The organism is Bacillus sp. (in: firmicutes) (assembly GCA_012842745.1).
Lineage (GTDB): Bacteria > Bacillota > Bacilli > Bacillales > Bacillaceae_J > Schinkia.
In genome coordinates this window covers 309,407-328,793 of the sequence record DUSF01000056.1, presented here as the reverse complement: position 1 = coordinate 328,793, position 19,387 = coordinate 309,407, and the positions used below count along the sequence as shown (strand labels likewise).

General features: G+C 36.3%; 23 protein-coding genes and 1 other RNA gene. 12 read left to right on the top strand and 12 right to left on the bottom strand.

Features of this window, described 5'->3' with window-relative positions; genetic code table 11:
* The first annotated feature begins 116 nt into the window (after positions 1-116).
* Positions 117-1,019, top strand: a complete 903-nt coding sequence (dapA, locus tag GX497_16730) for a 4-hydroxy-tetrahydrodipicolinate synthase (protein ID HHY74835.1) — start codon at positions 117-119, stop codon at positions 1,017-1,019.
* A gap of 89 nt (positions 1,020-1,108) precedes the next feature.
* On the opposite strand, the gene GX497_16725 is transcribed toward dapA, so the two are convergent.
* Both GX497_16725 and GX497_16720 read right to left on the bottom strand, forming a co-directional pair.
* A complete protein-coding gene (locus tag GX497_16725) occupies positions 1,109-1,588 on the bottom strand; it encodes a GNAT family N-acetyltransferase (protein ID HHY74834.1) in 480 nt (159 codons plus the stop codon).
* 377 nt (positions 1,589-1,965) lie between these two features.
* Positions 1,966-3,480 (bottom strand): D-alanyl-D-alanine carboxypeptidase, encoded by a 1,515-nt coding sequence (locus GX497_16720; protein HHY74833.1) that lies wholly within the window; start codon positions 3,478-3,480, stop codon positions 1,966-1,968.
* Positions 3,481-3,632: 152 nt separating this feature from the next.
* Here GX497_16720 and GX497_16715 point away from each other — a divergent pair, with 152 nt between their 5' ends.
* The 3 genes from GX497_16715 to GX497_16705 all read left to right on the top strand — a co-directional run bounded on the left by GX497_16715 (position 3,633) and on the right by GX497_16705 (position 5,540).
* Positions 3,633-4,064, top strand: a complete 432-nt coding sequence (locus tag GX497_16715; GenBank protein ID HHY74832.1) for a disulfide bond formation protein B — start codon at positions 3,633-3,635, stop codon at positions 4,062-4,064.
* 1 nt (position 4,065) lies between these two features.
* Positions 4,066-4,530 (top strand): thioredoxin family protein, encoded by a 465-nt coding sequence (locus GX497_16710; protein ID HHY74831.1) that lies wholly within the window; start codon positions 4,066-4,068, stop codon positions 4,528-4,530.
* Between the two features lie 392 nt (positions 4,531-4,922).
* Positions 4,923-5,540, top strand: coding sequence for a YitT family protein (locus tag GX497_16705; protein HHY74830.1), 618 nt, complete (start codon positions 4,923-4,925; stop codon positions 5,538-5,540).
* Positions 5,541-5,556: 16 nt separating this feature from the next.
* On the opposite strand, the gene GX497_16700 is transcribed toward GX497_16705, so the two are convergent.
* From GX497_16700 to GX497_16690, 3 genes are read right to left on the bottom strand one after another with little or no spacing between them, the layout of a single operon-like run.
* A complete protein-coding gene (locus tag GX497_16700) occupies positions 5,557-6,258 on the bottom strand; it encodes a phosphoadenylyl-sulfate reductase (protein HHY74829.1) in 702 nt (233 codons plus the stop codon).
* Positions 6,259-6,291: 33 nt separating this feature from the next.
* Entirely contained in the window at positions 6,292-6,858 is a 567-nt protein-coding gene (locus tag GX497_16695) for a phosphoglycerate mutase family protein (protein ID HHY74828.1), read from the bottom strand.
* 38 nt (positions 6,859-6,896) lie between these two features.
* A complete protein-coding gene (locus GX497_16690) occupies positions 6,897-7,673 on the bottom strand; it encodes a phosphosulfolactate synthase (GenBank protein HHY74827.1) in 777 nt (258 codons plus the stop codon).
* Positions 7,674-7,867: 194 nt separating this feature from the next.
* Between GX497_16690 and GX497_16685 the strand changes: the two genes are divergently transcribed.
* Complete coding sequence (locus GX497_16685; GenBank protein HHY74826.1) at positions 7,868-9,097, top strand: MFS transporter; 1,230 nt, start codon at positions 7,868-7,870, stop codon at positions 9,095-9,097.
* A 16-nt stretch (positions 9,098-9,113) separates the two neighbouring features.
* Positions 9,114-9,395, top strand: coding sequence for a hypothetical protein (locus GX497_16680; protein HHY74825.1), 282 nt, complete (start codon positions 9,114-9,116; stop codon positions 9,393-9,395).
* 114 nt (positions 9,396-9,509) lie between these two features.
* Here the strand turns inward: GX497_16680 and GX497_16675 are convergent, their stop codons facing one another.
* A complete protein-coding gene (locus GX497_16675) occupies positions 9,510-10,292 on the bottom strand; it encodes an alpha/beta hydrolase (protein ID HHY74824.1) in 783 nt (260 codons plus the stop codon).
* 191 nt (positions 10,293-10,483) lie between these two features.
* Here GX497_16675 and GX497_16670 point away from each other — a divergent pair, with 191 nt between their 5' ends.
* On the top strand, positions 10,484-11,227 hold the full coding sequence (locus GX497_16670) for a class I SAM-dependent methyltransferase (GenBank protein ID HHY74823.1): 744 nt from the start codon (positions 10,484-10,486) through the stop codon (positions 11,225-11,227).
* 6 nt (positions 11,228-11,233) lie between these two features.
* Here the strand turns inward: GX497_16670 and GX497_16665 are convergent, their stop codons facing one another.
* Positions 11,234-11,407 carry a YozD family protein gene (locus tag GX497_16665; GenBank protein HHY74822.1) on the bottom strand — a complete coding sequence of 58 codons (174 nt, stop codon included), beginning with the start codon at positions 11,405-11,407 and terminating at the stop codon, positions 11,234-11,236.
* A gap of 254 nt (positions 11,408-11,661) precedes the next feature.
* On the opposite strand from GX497_16665, the gene GX497_16660 reads away from it, so the two are divergent.
* Positions 11,662-12,924: an FAD-dependent oxidoreductase gene (locus GX497_16660; protein HHY74821.1), complete on the top strand. Its 1,263-nt coding sequence runs from the start codon at positions 11,662-11,664 to the stop codon at positions 12,922-12,924.
* Between the two features lie 123 nt (positions 12,925-13,047).
* Complete coding sequence (locus GX497_16655; protein ID HHY74820.1) at positions 13,048-13,539, top strand: peroxiredoxin; 492 nt, start codon at positions 13,048-13,050, stop codon at positions 13,537-13,539.
* Between the two features lie 83 nt (positions 13,540-13,622).
* On the opposite strand, the gene GX497_16650 is transcribed toward GX497_16655, so the two are convergent.
* The 5 genes from GX497_16650 to phaR all read right to left on the bottom strand — a co-directional run bounded on the left by GX497_16650 (position 13,623) and on the right by phaR (position 17,704).
* Entirely contained in the window at positions 13,623-14,471 is an 849-nt protein-coding gene (locus tag GX497_16650) for an undecaprenyl-diphosphate phosphatase (GenBank protein HHY74819.1), read from the bottom strand.
* Between the two features lie 248 nt (positions 14,472-14,719).
* Positions 14,720-15,117: RNase P RNA component class B (gene rnpB / locus GX497_16645), an RNA gene on the bottom strand.
* 286 nt (positions 15,118-15,403) lie between these two features.
* A complete protein-coding gene (gene phaC, locus GX497_16640) occupies positions 15,404-16,495 on the bottom strand; it encodes a class III poly(R)-hydroxyalkanoic acid synthase subunit PhaC (protein ID HHY74818.1) in 1,092 nt (363 codons plus the stop codon).
* Between the two features lie 29 nt (positions 16,496-16,524).
* The gene (gene phbB, locus GX497_16635) at positions 16,525-17,265 is read right to left on the bottom strand and encodes an acetoacetyl-CoA reductase (protein HHY74817.1); all 741 of its coding nucleotides are present in this window, start codon (positions 17,263-17,265) and stop codon (positions 16,525-16,527) included.
* A gap of 25 nt (positions 17,266-17,290) precedes the next feature.
* Positions 17,291-17,704: a polyhydroxyalkanoic acid synthase subunit PhaR gene (gene phaR / locus GX497_16630; GenBank protein HHY74816.1), complete on the bottom strand. Its 414-nt coding sequence runs from the start codon at positions 17,702-17,704 to the stop codon at positions 17,291-17,293.
* Positions 17,705-17,877: 173 nt separating this feature from the next.
* Between phaR and phaQ the strand changes: the two genes are divergently transcribed.
* From phaQ to GX497_16615, 3 genes are all read left to right on the top strand, one after another.
* The gene (gene phaQ, locus GX497_16625; protein HHY74815.1) at positions 17,878-18,291 is read left to right on the top strand and encodes a poly-beta-hydroxybutyrate-responsive repressor; all 414 of its coding nucleotides are present in this window, start codon (positions 17,878-17,880) and stop codon (positions 18,289-18,291) included.
* 23 nt (positions 18,292-18,314) lie between these two features.
* Positions 18,315-18,842: a hypothetical protein gene (locus GX497_16620; GenBank protein ID HHY74814.1), complete on the top strand. Its 528-nt coding sequence runs from the start codon at positions 18,315-18,317 to the stop codon at positions 18,840-18,842.
* Between the two features lie 146 nt (positions 18,843-18,988).
* The gene (locus tag GX497_16615; GenBank protein ID HHY74813.1) at positions 18,989-19,378 is read left to right on the top strand and encodes a PilZ domain-containing protein; all 390 of its coding nucleotides are present in this window, start codon (positions 18,989-18,991) and stop codon (positions 19,376-19,378) included.
* Positions 19,379-19,387 lie beyond the last annotated feature (9 nt).

Sequence of the window (19,387 nt, the reverse complement as noted above, 5' to 3'; positions counted from 1 at the left end):
AGGGCTATCTCACGCATCGGAATCGTTTATATTTACATTTTCCATGCAACAGCGATAGCTTTCGTTGTTGCATTTTTATTTGCAAAATATTTTAACTAATTGAAATGAGGGCGAAAATTATGAATTTTGGACAAATTTTAACGGCAATGGTGACTCCATTTAATGAACAAGGGGCAGTAGATTTTAATAAAGTTGATAAGGTAGTAAATCATTTAATTGCGAACGGGACAGAAGGAATTGTTGTCGCTGGTACAACTGGTGAATCCCCTACTCTATCGTCAGATGAAAAGGTAGCATTATTTAAACATGTAGTTGAGGTTGTTAATGGTCGTGTCCCTGTTCTAGCTGGTACAGGATCGAACAACACCCAAGCCTCGATTGAATTAACAAAAAAAGCGGAAGAAACGGGCGTCAACGGTATTATGCTTGTTGTTCCTTACTATAACAAACCTTCACAAGAAGGGCTTTATCAACATTTTAAAGCAATTGCGGAAGCAACAACATTGCCAGTGATGCTTTATAATATACCGGGACGAAGCGCTGTCAATATGACACCTGAAACGATTATTCGCCTTTCAAAAGTAGAAAATATCGTTTGTGTCAAGGAAGCGAGCGGAAATTTAGATGCGATGGCACAGATTATTGAAGAAACTGATGACAGCTTCAGTTTGTATAGTGGTGATGATGGTATGTGTTTACCTGTTCTTGCGATTGGCGGTGTTGGTGTTGTCTCTGTTGCCGCCCATGTCATTGGCAATGAAATGCAGGAGATGGTGCAAGCCTTTGTTAAAGGCGATTTAAAAGGTGCAGCCGCTCTTCATCGCAAATTATTGCCAATGATAAAAGCCCTATTTGCAGCGCCGAGTCCTGCCCCTGTGAAGGCTGCGCTACAACTGAAAGGAATCGATTCCGGCTCATTAAGGCTGCCACTTGTACCGCTTAATGAAGAAGAGCTTGAAGCATTGAAAAAAGCCTTGCAGCCGATTTTAGAAAATGAAAAAAATGCTGTCAAACTATAATCGCCCATTCACAAATTTTAATAATAACCATAATAAAAGCGTAGTGCCTCAAAAGCTATCGAGGCCTACGCTTTTTTTATGATGTCGCCTTATTCTTCATGGCAGGAAAGATATGTTTTAAACACTTTCGTCTTTTTAAATTCCTCCCACTCATGAAAAATATCAAGTCCTGCTCCAGAATATCCTAAAATTTCAAAATGATATTTATCGGTATAAACATGTTTAAATCCATGCTTTTTCCAAAATGGTTGCGATTCATTCCAAGCATCTAAGTATATTGTGAATTGATGCTGATTCGCGTAATCTAAAATTTTCTTTAAGATTTGGCTACCTAGCCCTGTTCTTCTTTTCGTTTTCGGAAAACGAAGCAAACCGATAAAAAGCACTTTTTCGTCCTCATCAAAAAAGACATCAAGAACGACATTATCACAGCCAAAGCCGGCATCACACATCATCTCATCAATTCGAAACATGGAACGGCCTTCACACTCTATATAACGCGCATTTAAATCATTTTCTTTGAGCAGAGATAAAATGGAATGTAATGTATTTTTAAAACCTACCAACATCGTCTCCACCTCCACCCCCTATAATAACATGTTATACGTTGTCATCTCTCCATTAAAGCTGGCTATAACTGAACTTTTTGTGAAATTTTAGGAAAAATGGCATACATTCAATTTGCAATGGATAAAGAAAAGACTGCCTAAGGCAGCCTTTTCATCGTTTTCTTCCAGTTGCAGAGTATTCCTTGCCATGGGCAATTTCCTTTGCCTGAACGTCTTCGTTAGGTGTATGGTTATTTTTCTTTTCCCTTAAGCTATTGCGATCCTTTTTACCCATTGTAACCCTCCTTTTTATCTTAAGCATGAAACCAATCGGCTATAGTTTGGATTACAATGGATGTTTTGATTCATTTTAAAAATTGGCAGCTTGCTATTTTTCATTAAGACAGCGTAGGTCGATAAGCGAACAAAAATAATTGTATTTTATTAATAGAAGCGGCAGAAAAAGCAACGACAGCACTTCGCTTTTCCTTTTCACCTTGTTCCTTACTATACATTGTGTATAATGGCTCCACGATAGGCTCTTGCACGACAAATTTCGGTCTGATCTCCATTTTTACATATGCTTCTTCAACGGCTACTGGCTGTATATCTGCTAGTAGTTTGCTTAGTAAAGATTGGGAGATATAGCTTCTACCTTTGTAAATAAATAGTTGACCATCTGAGGGGATACTGTGCCCAGCAAATTCGATAGGTTGATTGTAGGGAATGATCTGAATTTGTTTAATCGTTTCCCGATCATACTTTTCTCTTACCTTATAAGCATTTAACAAAAGCTTCCTTGTGTCCTTATACCGTCCAAGAGAATCCCCTTTTAAAGCAACGACAAAATAACGGTGTCCATTTTGCTCTGCAATCGTTACTAAATTTCGTCCCGCTGCATCTGTATAACCAGTTTTCCCGCCAATGATTCCATTCACATAAAGATTAGAGCTTTTTAAAAAGGAATTTGTTGTGCCCCAATTTCTAACAACTTGCTTTCCTTTTTTATTTTTATAAACTGCTTTGTAAGCTGGGGTATTTATGATTTCTAAAAATTTAGGATGTTCGCTAGCAGCCTTTAGAATTAATGCTAAGTCATAAGGTGTTGTATAATGGTCATAATGATGATAGCCATGGGAATTAACGAAATTGGAATGGGTAGCTCCTATTTCAATCGCCTTTTCATTCATTAGTTTTGCAAAGGCTGATTCAGTGCCTGCAATATGTTCAGCAATTGCTAAAGCACTATCATTACCTGATGAAAGAAGCATTCCATAAAGAAGTTGTTCTAATGTAAGTTCATCTCCCGGCTGAATAAATACTCTACTACTATCACCTGGTAATTTATTTACATTCTCGGAAACTAGTACTTTATCATCTAAGTTTCCCTGCTCTAGAGCGATTAATGCAGTTAAGACTTTTGTTGTACTCGCAGGAAAAAAAGTTGTAAAACCGTTTTTTTCAAACATTATATTGTTCTCATCATCTTCCATGATTAACACACCTTTTGATGACACACCTTCAGAAAATGTTATACTTGGCCTAAATTTTGATTTGTTCATCGATAGGGTATAGTCAGTCTCTACAGTTTGAAAAGAATCGACGATTTCTAATTGGCCTGTACTTTCATTTAAATAAACATTTTTTTCAAGACTATTTGTTACCGCTTTTAATGGCAAATAATTTTGTCCTTCAAACAAAATAATCGGTTCTACCACTTGTACCTCTGTCCCATCTTTTTCAATGATAAAATCCTTGAATATAGCTTGGCCCGTTTTTTCTTCTGCAAAAACAGCTAGAGGTGCAACTAAAAAAATGACGATGAAAATAACGATATAAAAATATCTCTTGAAATATGTCAATATGCTCACACACCTTATTAAAAACTTATATTGATAGAATTGTATGAACATATCCTCTTATATATGCTGAAAACTTCCATATTTCCTTATTTTAATAGAACGATATAGCAATTTTTATTGTTTAGATGCAAATATTGAGAATGTTTGCAAATAAAGGTAAGATAGAAATGGTGAAAAATGAAAATGATAGATGGGGTTTTGCTATGAAAGATAAAGTAAATAAAGATAATATTTTATTTTTGGCATGGGCAGTATCACTGACTGCAACAGCCGGAAGTCTATATTTTTCGGAAGTTTTAAAATTAATACCTTGTGATTTATGTTGGGTTCAGCGAATTTTTATGTACCCGTTAGTCATCATTTTGGGAACTGCTGTTGTTAGAAAAGATTATGTTATTTATCGGTATGTGCTTCCATTAGCTATTATTGGTGGCCTTGTTTCCACCTATCATTATTTAATCCAAAAAGTACCTTTTCTTTCAGAGCATATGGATAGTTGTAGTATTGTCCCATGTACGGGGATGTACATTAATTGGCTCGGTTTTATCACAATCCCATTTCTTGCTTTGACTGCATTCGTTATAATAGTAATAGCAAATATTATCTTATTTAGATTAGGAAAGAAAGGAGACTAGCATGAAAAAAATAATCATATTTGGCACTATTATTATTGGAATTTTTGTATTACTTGGCATTTTTACTAGTATGGAAAATAAACAAAAAGCAATTGTCAATCCATACAATAAGGAAACGCTCCACCCGGCAACGATTGAGCAATTGAAGGACCCGATTTACGAAAATATTATTTTACCTGATGAGTTAACGAAACTATTAGATGACAAAGGCTCCGCTTTTATTTATTTTTATAGCCCGACATGCTCGCATTGTAAAACAACATCCCCTGTTGTTGTTCCAATGGCCAAAGAGTTGGGGATTAATTTACAGCTCTTTAATCTGCTTGAATTTGATGACGGTTGGGATACATATAAAATTGAAGGAACGCCGACGATTGTCCATTTTGAAAATGGCGAGGAAGTCTCTAGAATTGAAGGTGGCGTTGAAGCGGAACAATTTAGAGAGTGGTTTAATGAAAATAAATAGAGGCTATCTAAGAGCCTCTATTTTTCATAATAACGGATTCAATGTCCGCAAAAAATCTACCTGAACATTCCTGGCACATCGACGTAGCCACCATTCCATTTGAATTAGTTTTTCCAACGCGATGGAACGACCTTTTCTACAAATTTCATACACGATTCCCCTGAAGCATGGTACACATAATCTGCAGGTATTTGTCTAGTCTTAAATCCATAGGCTTTACATCCTCTTGGAAAGCGAGCGTCCCATGTAGTATAAAAAAATTTACATTTAAAACAATTTACTTTTTTCTCTTTCATTGTTCTCTCCTCTCCTCTTTAATAATAATACATAAAACAAAGTTCATAAACATAAAATGGACAAAGACGACGTACATAGAAGAAAGTGGAACGATTATGAATAAACAAATGACAACTTATTTATTTGTCTTCATTGGAGCTGTTTTTCAAGGGGCGGGAATGTCATTGTTTTTATTTCCGCATAATATTCCTTCAGGGGGCGCAGCTGGACTCGCTATTTTAATGAATTATTTTTTCAGAACACCTTTAGGTTTCGGCTTATGGATTGTAAATTTTATTTTTTTAACTGTTGCCTTAAAATATTTCGGTTACTCATGGACAATGCGGACGATGTTAGCCGTTACAATTACATCGGTTACGGTAAGTATCCTCACCTCTTTTGTTGCCCTTCCGCATATCCATATACTAGTAGATTTACTCATCGGCAGTTTTATTTTTGGAACTGGAGTTGGACTGTTAATCCGCAACGGGGCATCTAGTGGTGGCATGGTCATTCCCGCTTTGATGATTTCCCATTCGTACCATATTCGTCCCGGGCGCGTCATGTTTTTTATTAATATTTCAATTTTCTTATTAACATCAATTGTTATTAATTGGAAGATTGTTATTTTTGCGGTATTGTGCCAATGGGTTTCAACAAAGGTCATTGATTTTATCAATGAGTTGGAATTGCCTACGTCCACGGCACCATCATTTGGGTGGCGAAAAAAATAGGGGCTGACCTATCGGGTCAGTCCCCTTCTATGTGGAGGCCACATTCCGTTTTTTGATGGTTCAACCAACGGCCCGCTCTTGATTCGCCTTCCCCTTCGACTTCTTTTGTACAAACCTCACAACCAATACTTGGGTAGCCTTGATCGTGAAGCTTATTGTACGGTAGTCCATGGTATTTAATGTACATCCAAATTTCATCCCATGTCCAATGAATGAGTGGACAAATTTTAATGATTTTAAATTTATGATCGATATTGATATATTTTATAGTAGCCCTTGTTTCTGATTGACTTCTACGCATCCCAGAAACCCATGCTTTATATTTTTGCAGTTCTTGTTTTAAAGGCTCGATTTTTCTTAATTGACAGCATTTATTTGGGTTTACTTCCCATAATTTATCACCATATAGCTTTCTTTGCTCTTCTAGCGATAAATTTGTGTGAATAAAATTGATTTGAAAGTCGGGATATTGTTTTTTCACTTGTTCGATTATTTCATACGTTTCTTTAAAGTGGAGATTCGTATCAATAAATGTAATCTTCGCACTAGGATTAATTTTACTAATTAAATGAAGCAAAACAATGCTTTCAGCCCCAAAGCTGCATGCATACACGATTTTGTCACCATATTGCTCATAAGCCCATTTAAGACAACTCAGCGACTCTTTAAAAGAAATCGACTGAATTTCCTCTTCTGAACATAACTCGTATGTGAGCACGAAAACCTCCCCTTTTCTGACGATTCATGACATTTATGCGTCAACTGAAGTTTCCAGTTCCACCTGATGCCTACTTTTTTTTATTGATGCATGAATAAATTGGTTATTTTCAACCACTACTTGATTCATCTTTTGAATCGTACCAACGTTCTCAATCGAGAGGAATCCACGAATCCAGGAACCATGTCCAAAGACTAACACGCAAGAATATTTACGATATTGAGTAATAAATTGCTTTATTCTATTTTCAAAATCAGTTAATCTTTCGCCTAACACAAGTGTTCTAGGATTGGTGGTCCATTCCATAATTTTCATCAGTTCTTTTTTTTCAACGCCTTCATATTCGCCAAATTGCAATTCATTCAAAAGCGGCTCGATTACTGGATGCTTAAATCCATATTGTAAAGCCGTTTGTTTTGTTCTCATTAATTGACTGGCTACAATAATATCTGGTTTGAAGCTATTGATCATTTTAATATTTTCTTGTATTTTTTCGCTATCCTTTTTTGAAACTGGAAGGATTGGAATATCTTGTGACCCTTGAAGGATACCTAACTTATTCCACTTCGTTGGCAAATGTCTGATCAATATGAGTTCCATGATTGTTGCTCCTTTTTATTAATTTGGCGACTTGTTCTTTAAAAGATTGATGAGCGTGACTTTGCTTCCGTTGCCATAAAAAATGTTTCACTCCGTAATCCTACCCGTTCTGCTTCCAATAACAGGACATCGTGAATTTTTACATTTCCTAAGTTTACATTTGGACCGAATGTATTAATGAAAAACATTTGCTGTTTATTTGTCGGTGCTTCAAAAATAATTTTATTAATCTCAACTTGTTTAGAAAGCTCCTTTAAAATTGTCTTTTTCACTTCACCATCTGGATTATAAATTCCTGCCGTACCAGAATCACGACCTTCGGTAATCACATATTTACACCCAGCATCTAGTAATGAGTTCATTTCGAAGGCCCAATGTTTGGCGGAAAGCTCATGGCTTTGGTCTTTTGAGCCAACCTCCCCTAGAACATGAAAATCTGTTTTCAAATCATTGACAATATCAATTCTTTTTTCGAGTGGTATATCCAACGTGCCATTTGACACTTCAATCCATTCAAGCCCAAGCTTTTGCAGCATTTTTATATAGTCCTTTAACCTACCCTGATAATAACATTTTTCAAATAATGTTCCACCACAATAAACCTTAATCCCGTATCGTTTATATAAACTGATTTTTTCTTGTAAATTTGGGGTGACATAGGCAGAACCTACACCTAATTTTGCTACATCAATATAACAATAATAATCCTCTAACAATTGTTGCAATTGACCAACTGGAATTCCAAAATCAGCAATTGATGTCAATCCAAAAATCCGTTCTCCAGTTGTTCTCTTTGGTATTTCTAGAAAGTCCATTAGGATATACGCCTCCTTCTTCTTTCTTGTTTATGCTATTCAACGTTTGCCTAAAGGGTGAATCCGGATTGAAAAACATTGTAATGTTTTAATTGCATAGTAATGCTACTTTTTTCGAACAATAGTAAAGTCATGATTATGCAAGAAAGGAAAAGGAGTTGTACAGTCACTTGTCCAAACAAAATCAATCATTTATGACAATTTTGGCTATTGGATCAATTCCTCTCATCTTAGTATTGGGAAACTCGATGTTAATCCCGATTTTGCCTAAGATGAAATCAGAACTAAATATTTCACAATTCCAGGTAAGTTTAATTATTACCGTTTTCTCTATTGCGGCAGCGATTTCAATCCCTATACTAGGCTATTTGTCAGATCGTTTTTCAAGAAAGGCCGTCATCATACCAGCTTTAATTGCTTATGGCGCGGGCGGACTTTTGGCTGGTGCTGCAACAGCTTGGTTTTCAAACCCATATATGTGGATGATTGCAGGGCGTATCCTGCAGGGCATTGGGGCAGCGGGTACGGCTCCGATTGCGATGGCCTTAACAGGGGACTTGTTCAAGGGTGGCGAGCAGAGCCGTGTCTTAGGCCTTGTTGAAGCTTCCAATGGCTTTGGTAAAGTTGTCTCTCCCATCATCGGATCACTGTTAGCTTTATTGTTTTGGTATGCGGCTTTTTTTGCCTTTCCAGTCTTTTGTCTTTTATCAATATTACTGACGATTTTTTTCGTTCATGAAAAAAAGAAAAAGAAGGAGCCGCCACCTGTTGCAAACTATGTCAAAGGCCTTTTTTCTGTTTTTAAACAAGAAGGCAGATGGTTGTTTACGACTTACTTAGCTGGGGCAACTTGTTTGTTTACATTATTTGGAATTTTATTCTATATATCAGATGTCCTAGAAAAAACTTACGATACGGACGGCGTTTTAAAAGGAGGCATCCTCGCGATTCCACTCCTCTTTATGACGATTACATCCTATATAACTGGCAGCAAAATCGGTAAAAAAATGCTGCTAATGAAAAAATTAATCATCATCGGTTTCTTATTCATGACCGTTTCTTTTGCAGCACTCGTCTTTTTTGAAAAATTAGTGCTATTTATTGCTATATTAGTAATTTCAAGTATCGGAACTGGACTTGTGCTCCCTTGCGTAAATAGCTTTATAACAGGTTCAGTAGAAGCTTCGCGAAGAGGATTTGTCACCTCTTTGTATGGCTCCGTAAGGTTTTTAGGTGTAGCCATCGGTCCGCCGATTTACGGCTGGCTGATGGAATGGTCCAGAGCTGGCATGTTCCTTGCAACAGCTAGTTTAACATTTCTCGTTGGGATTTTGTGCATAGTGATGATTCATGTGAAAAATGAAAATCCTTCAACCAAAATGGGAGGCACATTATTCAAGCGGCTTGAATTAAAAACAGAATAAACGGGAGTGTATTCAATTGCAAATCTATTTATCACCTGAAATGATAAAAAACGAATACCAATTATTAAATATTGTCGACCAAAACAATAAACCAGTTGGTTTTCTAACTTTTTTATTTGACGAAAAAAAATTATATGTATTTGGGCAAGCAGAAGCTGGTGTAAAGGAGGATTTTAAAGACTTAGTAAAGCCTTATATTCAAGGGATGAAAAAGACTATTCCCGAAGTTGACATCTATTGTTACTTAACCGTTGGTGGAGAGAAGATTGAGCTTAGTGGACAAAATGAAGAAAAGTAAAAGGGGCCATCCACTGGACCCCCTTTTTCATTCATCATAAAAATTATTTCTTGGGAAAGCGCAGAAACTGACATTCTAGGCTAAGATTAGCAAAGTTTGTAAAATGAATCATAATTAACGCGAATGGGATGGTAGTTTTTGCAAAAATCGATCGACAATCTTGTTAAATTCCAGGAAATGTTTCGTTGGGATTTGGTGTCTTGCCTTGTCAATAAAAATTATTTCTGTATTTAGCAGCTTTTTTTCAAACAATTTATAATGCTTATGAATATAATCGTCTTTACGACCATAGACCAATAATACTGGTTTTGTTATTTTTGATAATTTATCCGTACAGTTATAAACTAGCCCGGTTTTGTACATTTGAAAAAGAATTGTTGGATTAATCTTGAGGATTGTTTTATATATTTCCCGTTGGAAATGCTTGTCTTTTGTATGGCTAACGGCAAGTACCTTTGCTAATAGTTTAATCCCTTTGCACCGTGCCGTAACCATACCTAGGCGAAATTCTTGAGCGAGCAAAAAGCTTTTTACCTTAGGAAATCCCCCGGATAGAATAAGCGCCATGACACGGTCAGGATATTTCAAGGCAAATTCAAGGGCAATGGAACCGCCGTTAGAATAACCGCAAATGACAGCCTCCTTTATTTCAAGTTCATCTAATAATTTCCTAATGTCATCTGCTAATAAAGAAATCGTTATTTCTTCATTAGAGAAGCCGCTTTCTCCATTTCCTCTTATATCATAAGTAATCATTTTATATTTTTCAGCTAACGATTTTTGTTTCTTAAAAGTAATGGAACCCATTGCTGGGGGGTGGATGAAAACGATTGGAATGCCGTTTCCATCCACTTCATAATACATCTGAAAGGCATCATCAATTGTTACATATGGCAGACAGATCCCCTCCTTCTTTATACATCGATAGTTTGTGTCCTTATATGAAAATATATAGATTCCAGCAGTTGATTATATTATGGCCCATTTAGGATTATGGACATGATTTATTTTACCACTATAAGATGAATGCCTATTCAGCCAACATCATCTAAACATATGGTAAAGAAAGATGATAAGGGAGTGGGACCATGAAGACGTATAGTTACCTAGACTTTTTAGCCTATATGGGCATCGGGAGTGCACATCCAGGGGGATTTCATATAACAGAGAAAATTTTAAAAAATGAAAACATTAAGCCACAGCATCATGTTTTAGATGTTGGTTGCGGTACGGGGATTACATCTGCCTATCTTGCAAGGCAATGGAACTGTCAAGTAAGTGCCATTGATATCCACCCGGAAATGATCAAAAAAGCACAGAGGCGGTTTATTTTTGAAGGTTTACCCATTCAGTTAGTTCAAGGAAATGCGGAACATCTTCCTTTTAAAAAAGAAACCTTTGACTACGTGATTACTGAATCAGTTACTGCTTTCACAACAATTCCTTTATCACTTCAAGAATATTCCCGAGTTTTGAAAAAAGATGGGGTTTTAATCATGCTGGAGATGACAGCGTTAGCGGATTTAACGGATTATGAAAAAAATGAAATCGAAGAGCTTTACGACATAAGTGAAATCCTTGATAAAAATGAATGGACAATTAAATTAACACAAGCTGGTTTTGACAATGTAACTATCATTCATACAGGTAGTCCACTACAGCAAGAACAGCCGGAAACATTTGGGGAAAATTCAGGTAATTTCGTTCCAATCATTGAGCCTTCTGAGCAAATTGAGCCGTCTATTTATGAAACTTGGTCTAAGCATGAATTATTATTACGCAAATATGCAGAAAAATTAGGTTACTCTGTTTTTAGAGCGATTCGAAAGTAAAAATTTTTATTTTTCATCTTCCTTGGCGATTTCTTCAATAATTCCAACACTTACCATATAGTCAAAGGCAATGTCGGCTATTATTAATGTTTCTTCCTCTGTCGGGATATGCCCAGATTTAATTAATTTATCATAAAAAAAGTTTTCAATTTCATCCGAATCAATCATGATGCTTTTCATTATGCCCCTCCTTACGTGCGATAGAATTCAAACGATAATAATATATATGGATAACAGCAGCTCTTTATGCGAAACATTTTTTGATAATAATCGGCAAAAAGATGTACAAATCAGTTGACAGTTCTTACCTTCTTATTTTATAATAATTTTAAATTAATAATAAATACAAAATAAATATTTTATATTTATTATAGAAAAATATTTCAATGCTAACACTACAAGTAGTACAAATTTTACGAAAAGGAGACAGAAACATGGCAGAAATTATTATATACAGTAGTACTGGTTGCCCTTATTGCGAAAAAATGAAAAAAGAATTCAAAGAATGGGGCTTTAATTACGAGGAACGGAATGTAACTGAAAATCCTGCGTTTTTCGAAGATTTGCATAAAGAAGGTTTGTTTTCTACTCCTGTTGCCTATATTAATGGAGAAGCATTTATCGGCTATCGACCAAAGAAAATGAAAAAAGCATTAGGGATTACGGATGAAACTTTAGCAAATGTTTCTGTAGAAAATAATGAAAATAAACAAACTGCAGAAGACTTTTTCAAGGAGCCTACAAAAGAAATTCTCGATGAAGTTTATGATTTCGTTACAATCGGCGCAGGTCCTGCAGGGGCTTCGGCAGCAGTCTATGCTGCTCGTGCTCGTTTAAAAACAATAGTAATCGATAAAGCCCCTGCATCAGGGACGCTCGCCATCACTCATAAAATTGCAAACTATCCAGGGGTTCCAGAAGAGCTTACTGGCCAAGAGCTATTAAAGAAAATTCATGTACAAGCTGATCAATTTGGCGCTACCTTTGTTCGTGCCAACGTCCTTAGTGTCGATTTTTCAGACGAAGATATTAAACGATTAGAGCTTCCAGAAGGAACGATTAAAGCAAAAAGTGTGTTTATTGCCGTTGGCGCCAAAGCTCCTGGCAGCAAAATTAAAGGAGAAGAAGAATTTACAGGACGTGGTGTAAGCTATTGTTCAACTTGTGATGCTGCCTTCTTCAAAGACCGCGTTGTTGGTGTCGTTGGCGAGACTGAGGAAGCTGTTCATGAATCGCTTGCATTAGCAAAGTTTGCAAAAGAAGTGATGCTCTTTGTTCCAACAAATAAGCTAAAAGGCGATGCAACAACAGATGAACTTGAAAAATTGCCTAATATCAAGATTTATTGGAACCATCGTTTAAAAGAAATCCAAGGAAATAAAAAGGTCGAAAAGCTGATTATCCGCGATGCCGATAAAAACGAGGCTGAATGGCCTGTTGATGGTGTATTCCTATACTTAGCAGGGCTGAAGCCTGGTACTGATTTCTTAAACGATGCAGTCAAGCGCGATGAAGAAGGCTATATTATCGTTGATGAGGCGCTACATACTAGCGTTGATGGCGTTTTCGCCGGTGGTGATGCGCGCCGCACCCTTATTAAGCAAGCGGTCATCGCAGCTGCAGATGGATGTATCGCCGCCCTTGGTGCTGATCAACATGTTAATAAGCGTAAAACAATGAAAGCACAGTACAGCTAATACGTTACGATTTGCCTGTATCCATTTTATGAATTACAATATATTGGTGGTAATTACCGAAGGGCCTTCCCTTTTGGTTAATTATAAATAAATCATAATTACATAAAAAAAGGAGGAATTACTGTGCCAAAAGGAGCAACTGAAACAAAAACGCTCAAAGTTGGAGATCAAGCTCCAGACTTTACACTGAAAGCACACGGCGACCGCGAAATCACTCTTTCTGACTATCGCGGCAAGAAAAATGTCTTTATTGCATTCTATCCTTTAGATTGGACACCTGTCTGAGGCGCGCAAATGCCTTCATACGAGGATGACCTCGATGAATTTGAAGGCTTAAATACCCAAGTTTTGGGTATAAGCGTTGATAGTGTGCCAAGCCATGAAGCATGGCAAAAATCTGTAGGTGGAATCAGCTACCCACTTCTTTCTGACTTCTACCCACAAGGTAAAGTAACAGATTTATATGGAGTGCGCCATCAAAATGGTATGAGTGAGCGGGCATTGTTCGTCATTGATAAAGAAGGAATTATCCAATTTATTGATGTTCATCCAATCGGCGAACTACCAGAAAACGAGGAAATTTTCGAAGTACTTAAAAAGCTTGAAAATAAGTAATTTAATAAATATTAACTAAACATTCACCCCTCCTTCTCTTGGACAAGCTCCAATGATAAGGAGGGGTTTACTTTTGAGCTATATTAAAAGTACATAATATAAATCACGACTACTAATACAATTCGGTATATGGCAAATGGCACCAGTTTGATTCTGTTAATAAGCTTTAAGAAAAAGCGAATCGAAAGTAATGCAAAAACAAAAGCACTAATAAAGCCAGCAATGAAAAAGCCAAAAGCATCTAGACTAAAATATTGCCAATTTTTTAACAGTGATAAAAAGCTTGCGCCGAACATAATCGGAACGGCCATTATAAAGGTAAAATCTGCCGCCGCCCGGTGGCTTAACCCAAGCAATACACCGCCTGATATCGTCGAGCCTGAGCGTGAAAAACCAGGCCAAAGGGATAGACATTGAAACAGCCCTACTAAAAAAGCTTGTTTATATGTAATTTGGTCAACAGTGATGACGGTTGGATTTTTCGTGCTACGTGGACCTACTACGTCTGCCAAGATCATTAATACCGCACCAGCAACGAGCCCTACTAAAACGGTTGTTGTCGAAAATAAATACTCATCAATATAATCTTCAAACAACACGCCAAGTACCCCAGCTGGAATTAAACCGACAATAACTTGGAGAAGCGAAAGCCGACCATGTTGTTTCGAAGAAGCTGTACCATTTTTAGTTATCTTTCCAAAGCTTAATAAATCAATAAAACGGTCTTTAAAAACGACAACAACAGCTAAAATCGAACCAAGCTGAATAACAATTTTAAATGTATTGGCTACATATTTCGTTAAAAATTGTTCAGATTGCAGCCACATATCATCGACAATAATCATATGTCCAGTTGAAGAAACAGGCGCAAATTCGGTCAGCCCTTCAACCATCCCAAGGATAATTGCTTTTAAAATCGTAAGAAAATCCATGCAATTTTACTCCTTTTCAAGTATATCTTTTTTTGCTTACATGATAAATTAGATTAGCTATTGTCATTATATTTGTCCTTTTCAAGAATAGAAGCCTATGAATAAAAATATTCCATCAATAGATTATTGTTCCCTAAAGTGATTGGACAATGCAATAGATATTTGCAAACAAAATGGACTTGCTGTATGCATGCAAGTCCATCATTTTTCAGTATTCATTTTGCAAAAAATTTAAGTTTCATACAAAACCTCGTAAGCCGTGTTCTGTTCATTCAGTGCTGCAAACGAATACGCAAAAGAGTATTCTTGCACTTGAATGGAGAATCATCTATCTCATAGCCTAAATGGCTATGGTGTCTTTTCGGTTCAATTCCCTCCAGACACTTCCCCTACCAAATTTGGGTTTCTCGCTCGTGGGGTTTACCTCGTTCCACCTCCAATGTTTCCATTGGAGCTCCGTCACTGTGGCACTTTCAAGGTAGTCATACCATATCCAAATGGACGTAGGTATTTTCCCTGCCGTCAACCCATTATATGGGCTGCCCTAGCTTACGGTTTCGCTAGGCACGAACACTACAGGCATCGCAGCCTGTGCGAGCACGGACTTTCCTCACAGATATGAAATCTGCGCGATTCTCGCCAGTTTTGTATGAGGTGTTGCTTATTTATTATATCCTACATTGCTTATTTTAACAACCAATTTCATAGAAGTCAATACAAATCGTAAAAAATAGCTTTGTATGTATACGTACTATCCCGAATGAATTACTTATTGTCTAACATTAGCTGTTTATTGTCCAGTATAAGGTGGATATTGTCCGAAAACTCGTAATTATTGTCCGCTTGCCACATTATGTAAAAAAGCTGCTAGGATTCTTAATCCGTTTCCTTAGCAGCTTCCCCTGACCCATTTTCGGCTATATATCTACAAACTAAATCGAACGCTCTTCCAACCAATCCCCAATCGTTGGATATGTTATATTATTTGCCCTTGGTCCAAATGTTACCGAAACATGACCAGTTGGCACGCAAACATAGTTCTTATCTTCACTTGAAACAACATTCATCAACGCTTCGACTTGATGCGGCATTGCAATCAGATCATTTTCAGCGGAAATATTCAAGATATTTGCTTTAATATTTGCTAAATCTACTTTACGACCGCGGACAACGAGTTCGCCTTTAATTAATTTATTTTTCTGATAAAAGTCGCGAATCCATTGGCGATATGCTTCACCTGGGAATGGAATTCCATCTGTTAGCCACTTCTGCATTAACTTCCATGAATGAACGAATGTCTGATTTTGTGAACGGTCCATTAAGCTTACATAAGGTCCATAAAAATTCGTCATCGGTTTTAGCATTTTATTCCCAAAATCAATCATTTCAGGTGGTATATTGCCATATGTCTCGACTACTTTATCTAAATCAAAGTAACGTTCATCTAAAAATTTCGCATATAGGCCTGTTTTTTCAAAGTCAAATGGACTTGTCATAAAAATTAAGTTTTTAATCGGAAGCTCTGGATAGAGCGCAGCAAAAATCGATGTCATCGTTCCGCCCATACAATAGCCTAAAATTGATAATTCATCTGCACCTGATGTTCTTAGCACCTTTTTTACAGCTCTAGGAATATAATCAAGAATATAATCATCTAGCTTCAAATGTTTATCTTCTTCACCTGGTGTGCCCCAATCAAGCAAATAAACATCAAAGCCGCGATTCTGAAGATATTCCACCATACTTCCGCCAGGTGTTAAATCTAAAATATATGGTTTGTTTATTAAAGCATAGATCATTAACAATGGTGTTTTAAATTTTGTAGGCTTGTTGGAAATATATTTGTAAAGCTTCGTTTTATTTTTTGTCCAAACAACTTCTTTCGGTGTTAAGCCAACTTCCGGTTCCGCCTCTTTCACTAAGATTTCCGAGGCCCGCTTCATCCGCATATAAGAATCTTTCATTTCTTTAGGGATTGTTTCTTCAAACACAGTTTCCCAGTCCTTCACTAATGAGGTTACCATGCGCTCCTCCCCATCCCTTCTATTTAAAATTACATATATAAACCGCCGTTAATATTTAATTGCTGCCCAGTAATATACTCTCCGTCTTGACATAAATACAAGACACCACGAGCAATTTCGTCAGCATGACCTAATCGGCGCGTAGGAATTTTACCAATAATTTGTTCCAACACATTTTCCGGCATTGCCGCAACCATTTCAGTTTCAATAAATCCTGGGCAAATCGCATTCACAGTGACACCTGTGCGCGCAAGTTCTAATGCAAGTGATTTCGTAAAGCCGATTAGTCCAGCTTTGGCAGCTGAATAATTTGTTTGACCGAAGCCACCTGCCTGACCGATAATCGATGAAATATTAATAATACGACCATTTCCAGAATCTATTAAGAATGATAATGCAGCAGAAGTCGTATTAAAGGCACTATTTAAGTTCACATCGATGACTTTTCTCCAGTTTTCTTCATCAAGCTTTTTAAATGTCCGATCGCGAGTAATCCCTGCATTATTTACAAGAATATCCAATCTTCCATACTTATCGATTGCAGCTTGTACTAAATCTGTCGCTTCCTGAGAGATGGAAACATCCCCCTTCATAGCTAAAGCTTCGCCGCCATGTGCTTGAATTTCTTCTACTACACGTTCTGCGCCTTCTTTACTGCTATTATAGTTCACAATTACTTTAACTCCGTTTTTTGCCAATTCCTTTGAAATAACAGCCCCAATTCCTTTTGAACCACCTGTAACGATGGCTACTTTCCCCATTAATTCCATAGATAAAACACTCCTTCAATTTTTATTATTTTTTCTTTTGTAGTAGTAGTAGAATTTGATCCATTTTGTTATGAAGATTTTTCACTTCTATTTGTAATTCCTTAACTTCACTAGCTACTGCTTGGGCATCAGCTTGTACAACGATTCTCTCTTCAACAACCTCTTCGATTTGATCGACTTTAGATTCCACATTAATAATTAAGGAAGCTAACTTTGCGAGATCGTCTTTAGAAGGCATATTCATTTGCTCTAGATAGGTTTTCGTTGAATCATTTACTAATTTTCGATATTGAAGATTCATATCAAGAACTTTTCCTAATCCTCTTGAAAAATCTTCAGTTGCCAAATTTTCATCTAGCACTTTGCTCCAGTAAGATTCTGTTTGATCATAGACATTTTTCCAAATCTCAAATGGATCAATCGTTTTTGATTGGTTCACAGACGTTCTCCTTTCTAAAACCATACAATTTTGTATCCCTTTCTAGCCTATGTTCCTATTTTCCATTTAGAACTTTTTTGGGAAAAATTTTTATTTTTCATTTTTTAGTTCTGAATTGAACCACCTATGTGTAAATTACATGTAAGGAGAACATTTTAAAGCAGGTGAATAATATGACAGATCGCTCTAAAAACTCTACTAATAAATCAGAACAAACCTTTCAGGCTCCTAAAAATTTTATCGTTCCATTCATTCTCTTAAGCTTGCGTGATTTAAATTGCCATGGTTACAAAATATTGCAACAATTAATGGACTTTGGTTTTTCTACAATTGATCAAGGCAATTTATATCGAATGCTTAGACAATTGGAAAAAGACGATATCGTCAAGTCTGAATGGGACACATCTGAAGCTGGGCCAGCAAAAAGAATTTACTCTTTAACAGAGGCAGGTGAGAAGTATTTAAAAACATGTGTATATTCATTAGAGCATTACCAATCAATGCTTGAGCAGTTTTTCTCGGTGTATACGAATATGTTTACTTTTCCAAACAGCAGAAAAGGAAAAGACGAAGAAAAAGAAATTTAACAACTTAAGGAGAGATTTTAATAATGACAGCACTTAACACAAAATATTTCATTAATCTTATTTGGGATCGTTGGGATGAGGGGGTAACACAAATTTATAGTGGTCAAAAACAAATCGAAAACTTCTTTTTACAGGCGATTAATCAGCAAAAAAATACAACGGAATTATATTTTAAATTATTAGATTCCTATGCAAAAGAATGTAAAGAGTTAACCGAAAAATTTCAAGCAAAAGCCTATTCAACAGTTGAAAAATACCAAGAAGAAAGCAAAAACGAATCACTGCAAAATATCCACACACAATTAGAGGACGTCATCGAACGCATTTCCAAAATATCACTTACACCGCAAAATGCCTTAAAACAATGGATGAGCCAAAACTTAAGTCAAATTGAAAAAAGTATTGATGAGCTGTTTCAGCAACAAGAGAAAAATCGTTCCGAATTAAAAACAATGATTAGTGAAATTTCGAAAGAAATGAAAAATGTCGTTGAAAAAATGACAGAGGAATTTGAAAAGGTCCAAAATCAAAATCTTTCTTTATTAAAATAAACAAATCCCAAGTGCTTGGTATTGTCAAAATTGTGACGGTGTCAGGCACTTTTTATTTTTATGATATTTTCTATGGTGTAAATAATGGATATTATGTATAATGTTCTCATAATATGGCTTATTTTACTAAAATTCGGAGGTTTTAAATGAAGTTTCGTCGTCAAGAAGGATTTCGCTATACTTTTGGCAACCCCATTGATTGCTTATTTAAAATAAATAAAATAGAAGATTTAGCCGTAAACACGGAGTATGGTGAAGGACAGATTATTGATATTAGTCCAAGTGGTATAAAAATGTTTAGCTTACTCAATTTAGCAACACATCCTAAAAAGATGGAAATTGAAGTTCGCTTTGTAATTGAAAACCATACATATCAAATTCCAGGTGTGATTCAATGGCAAAAAAAAGAGGTACTAAAGAGCGGGTATTCTTATGGAATAAAGCTAGATCCTACTGAGGAAATAGCCAAAAGTATTATTGAAGGTTTAAAAAGGCATGCAGAAAATTCCCTGAAGTCAAAAAATAGCCAAAAATAAAATTACATA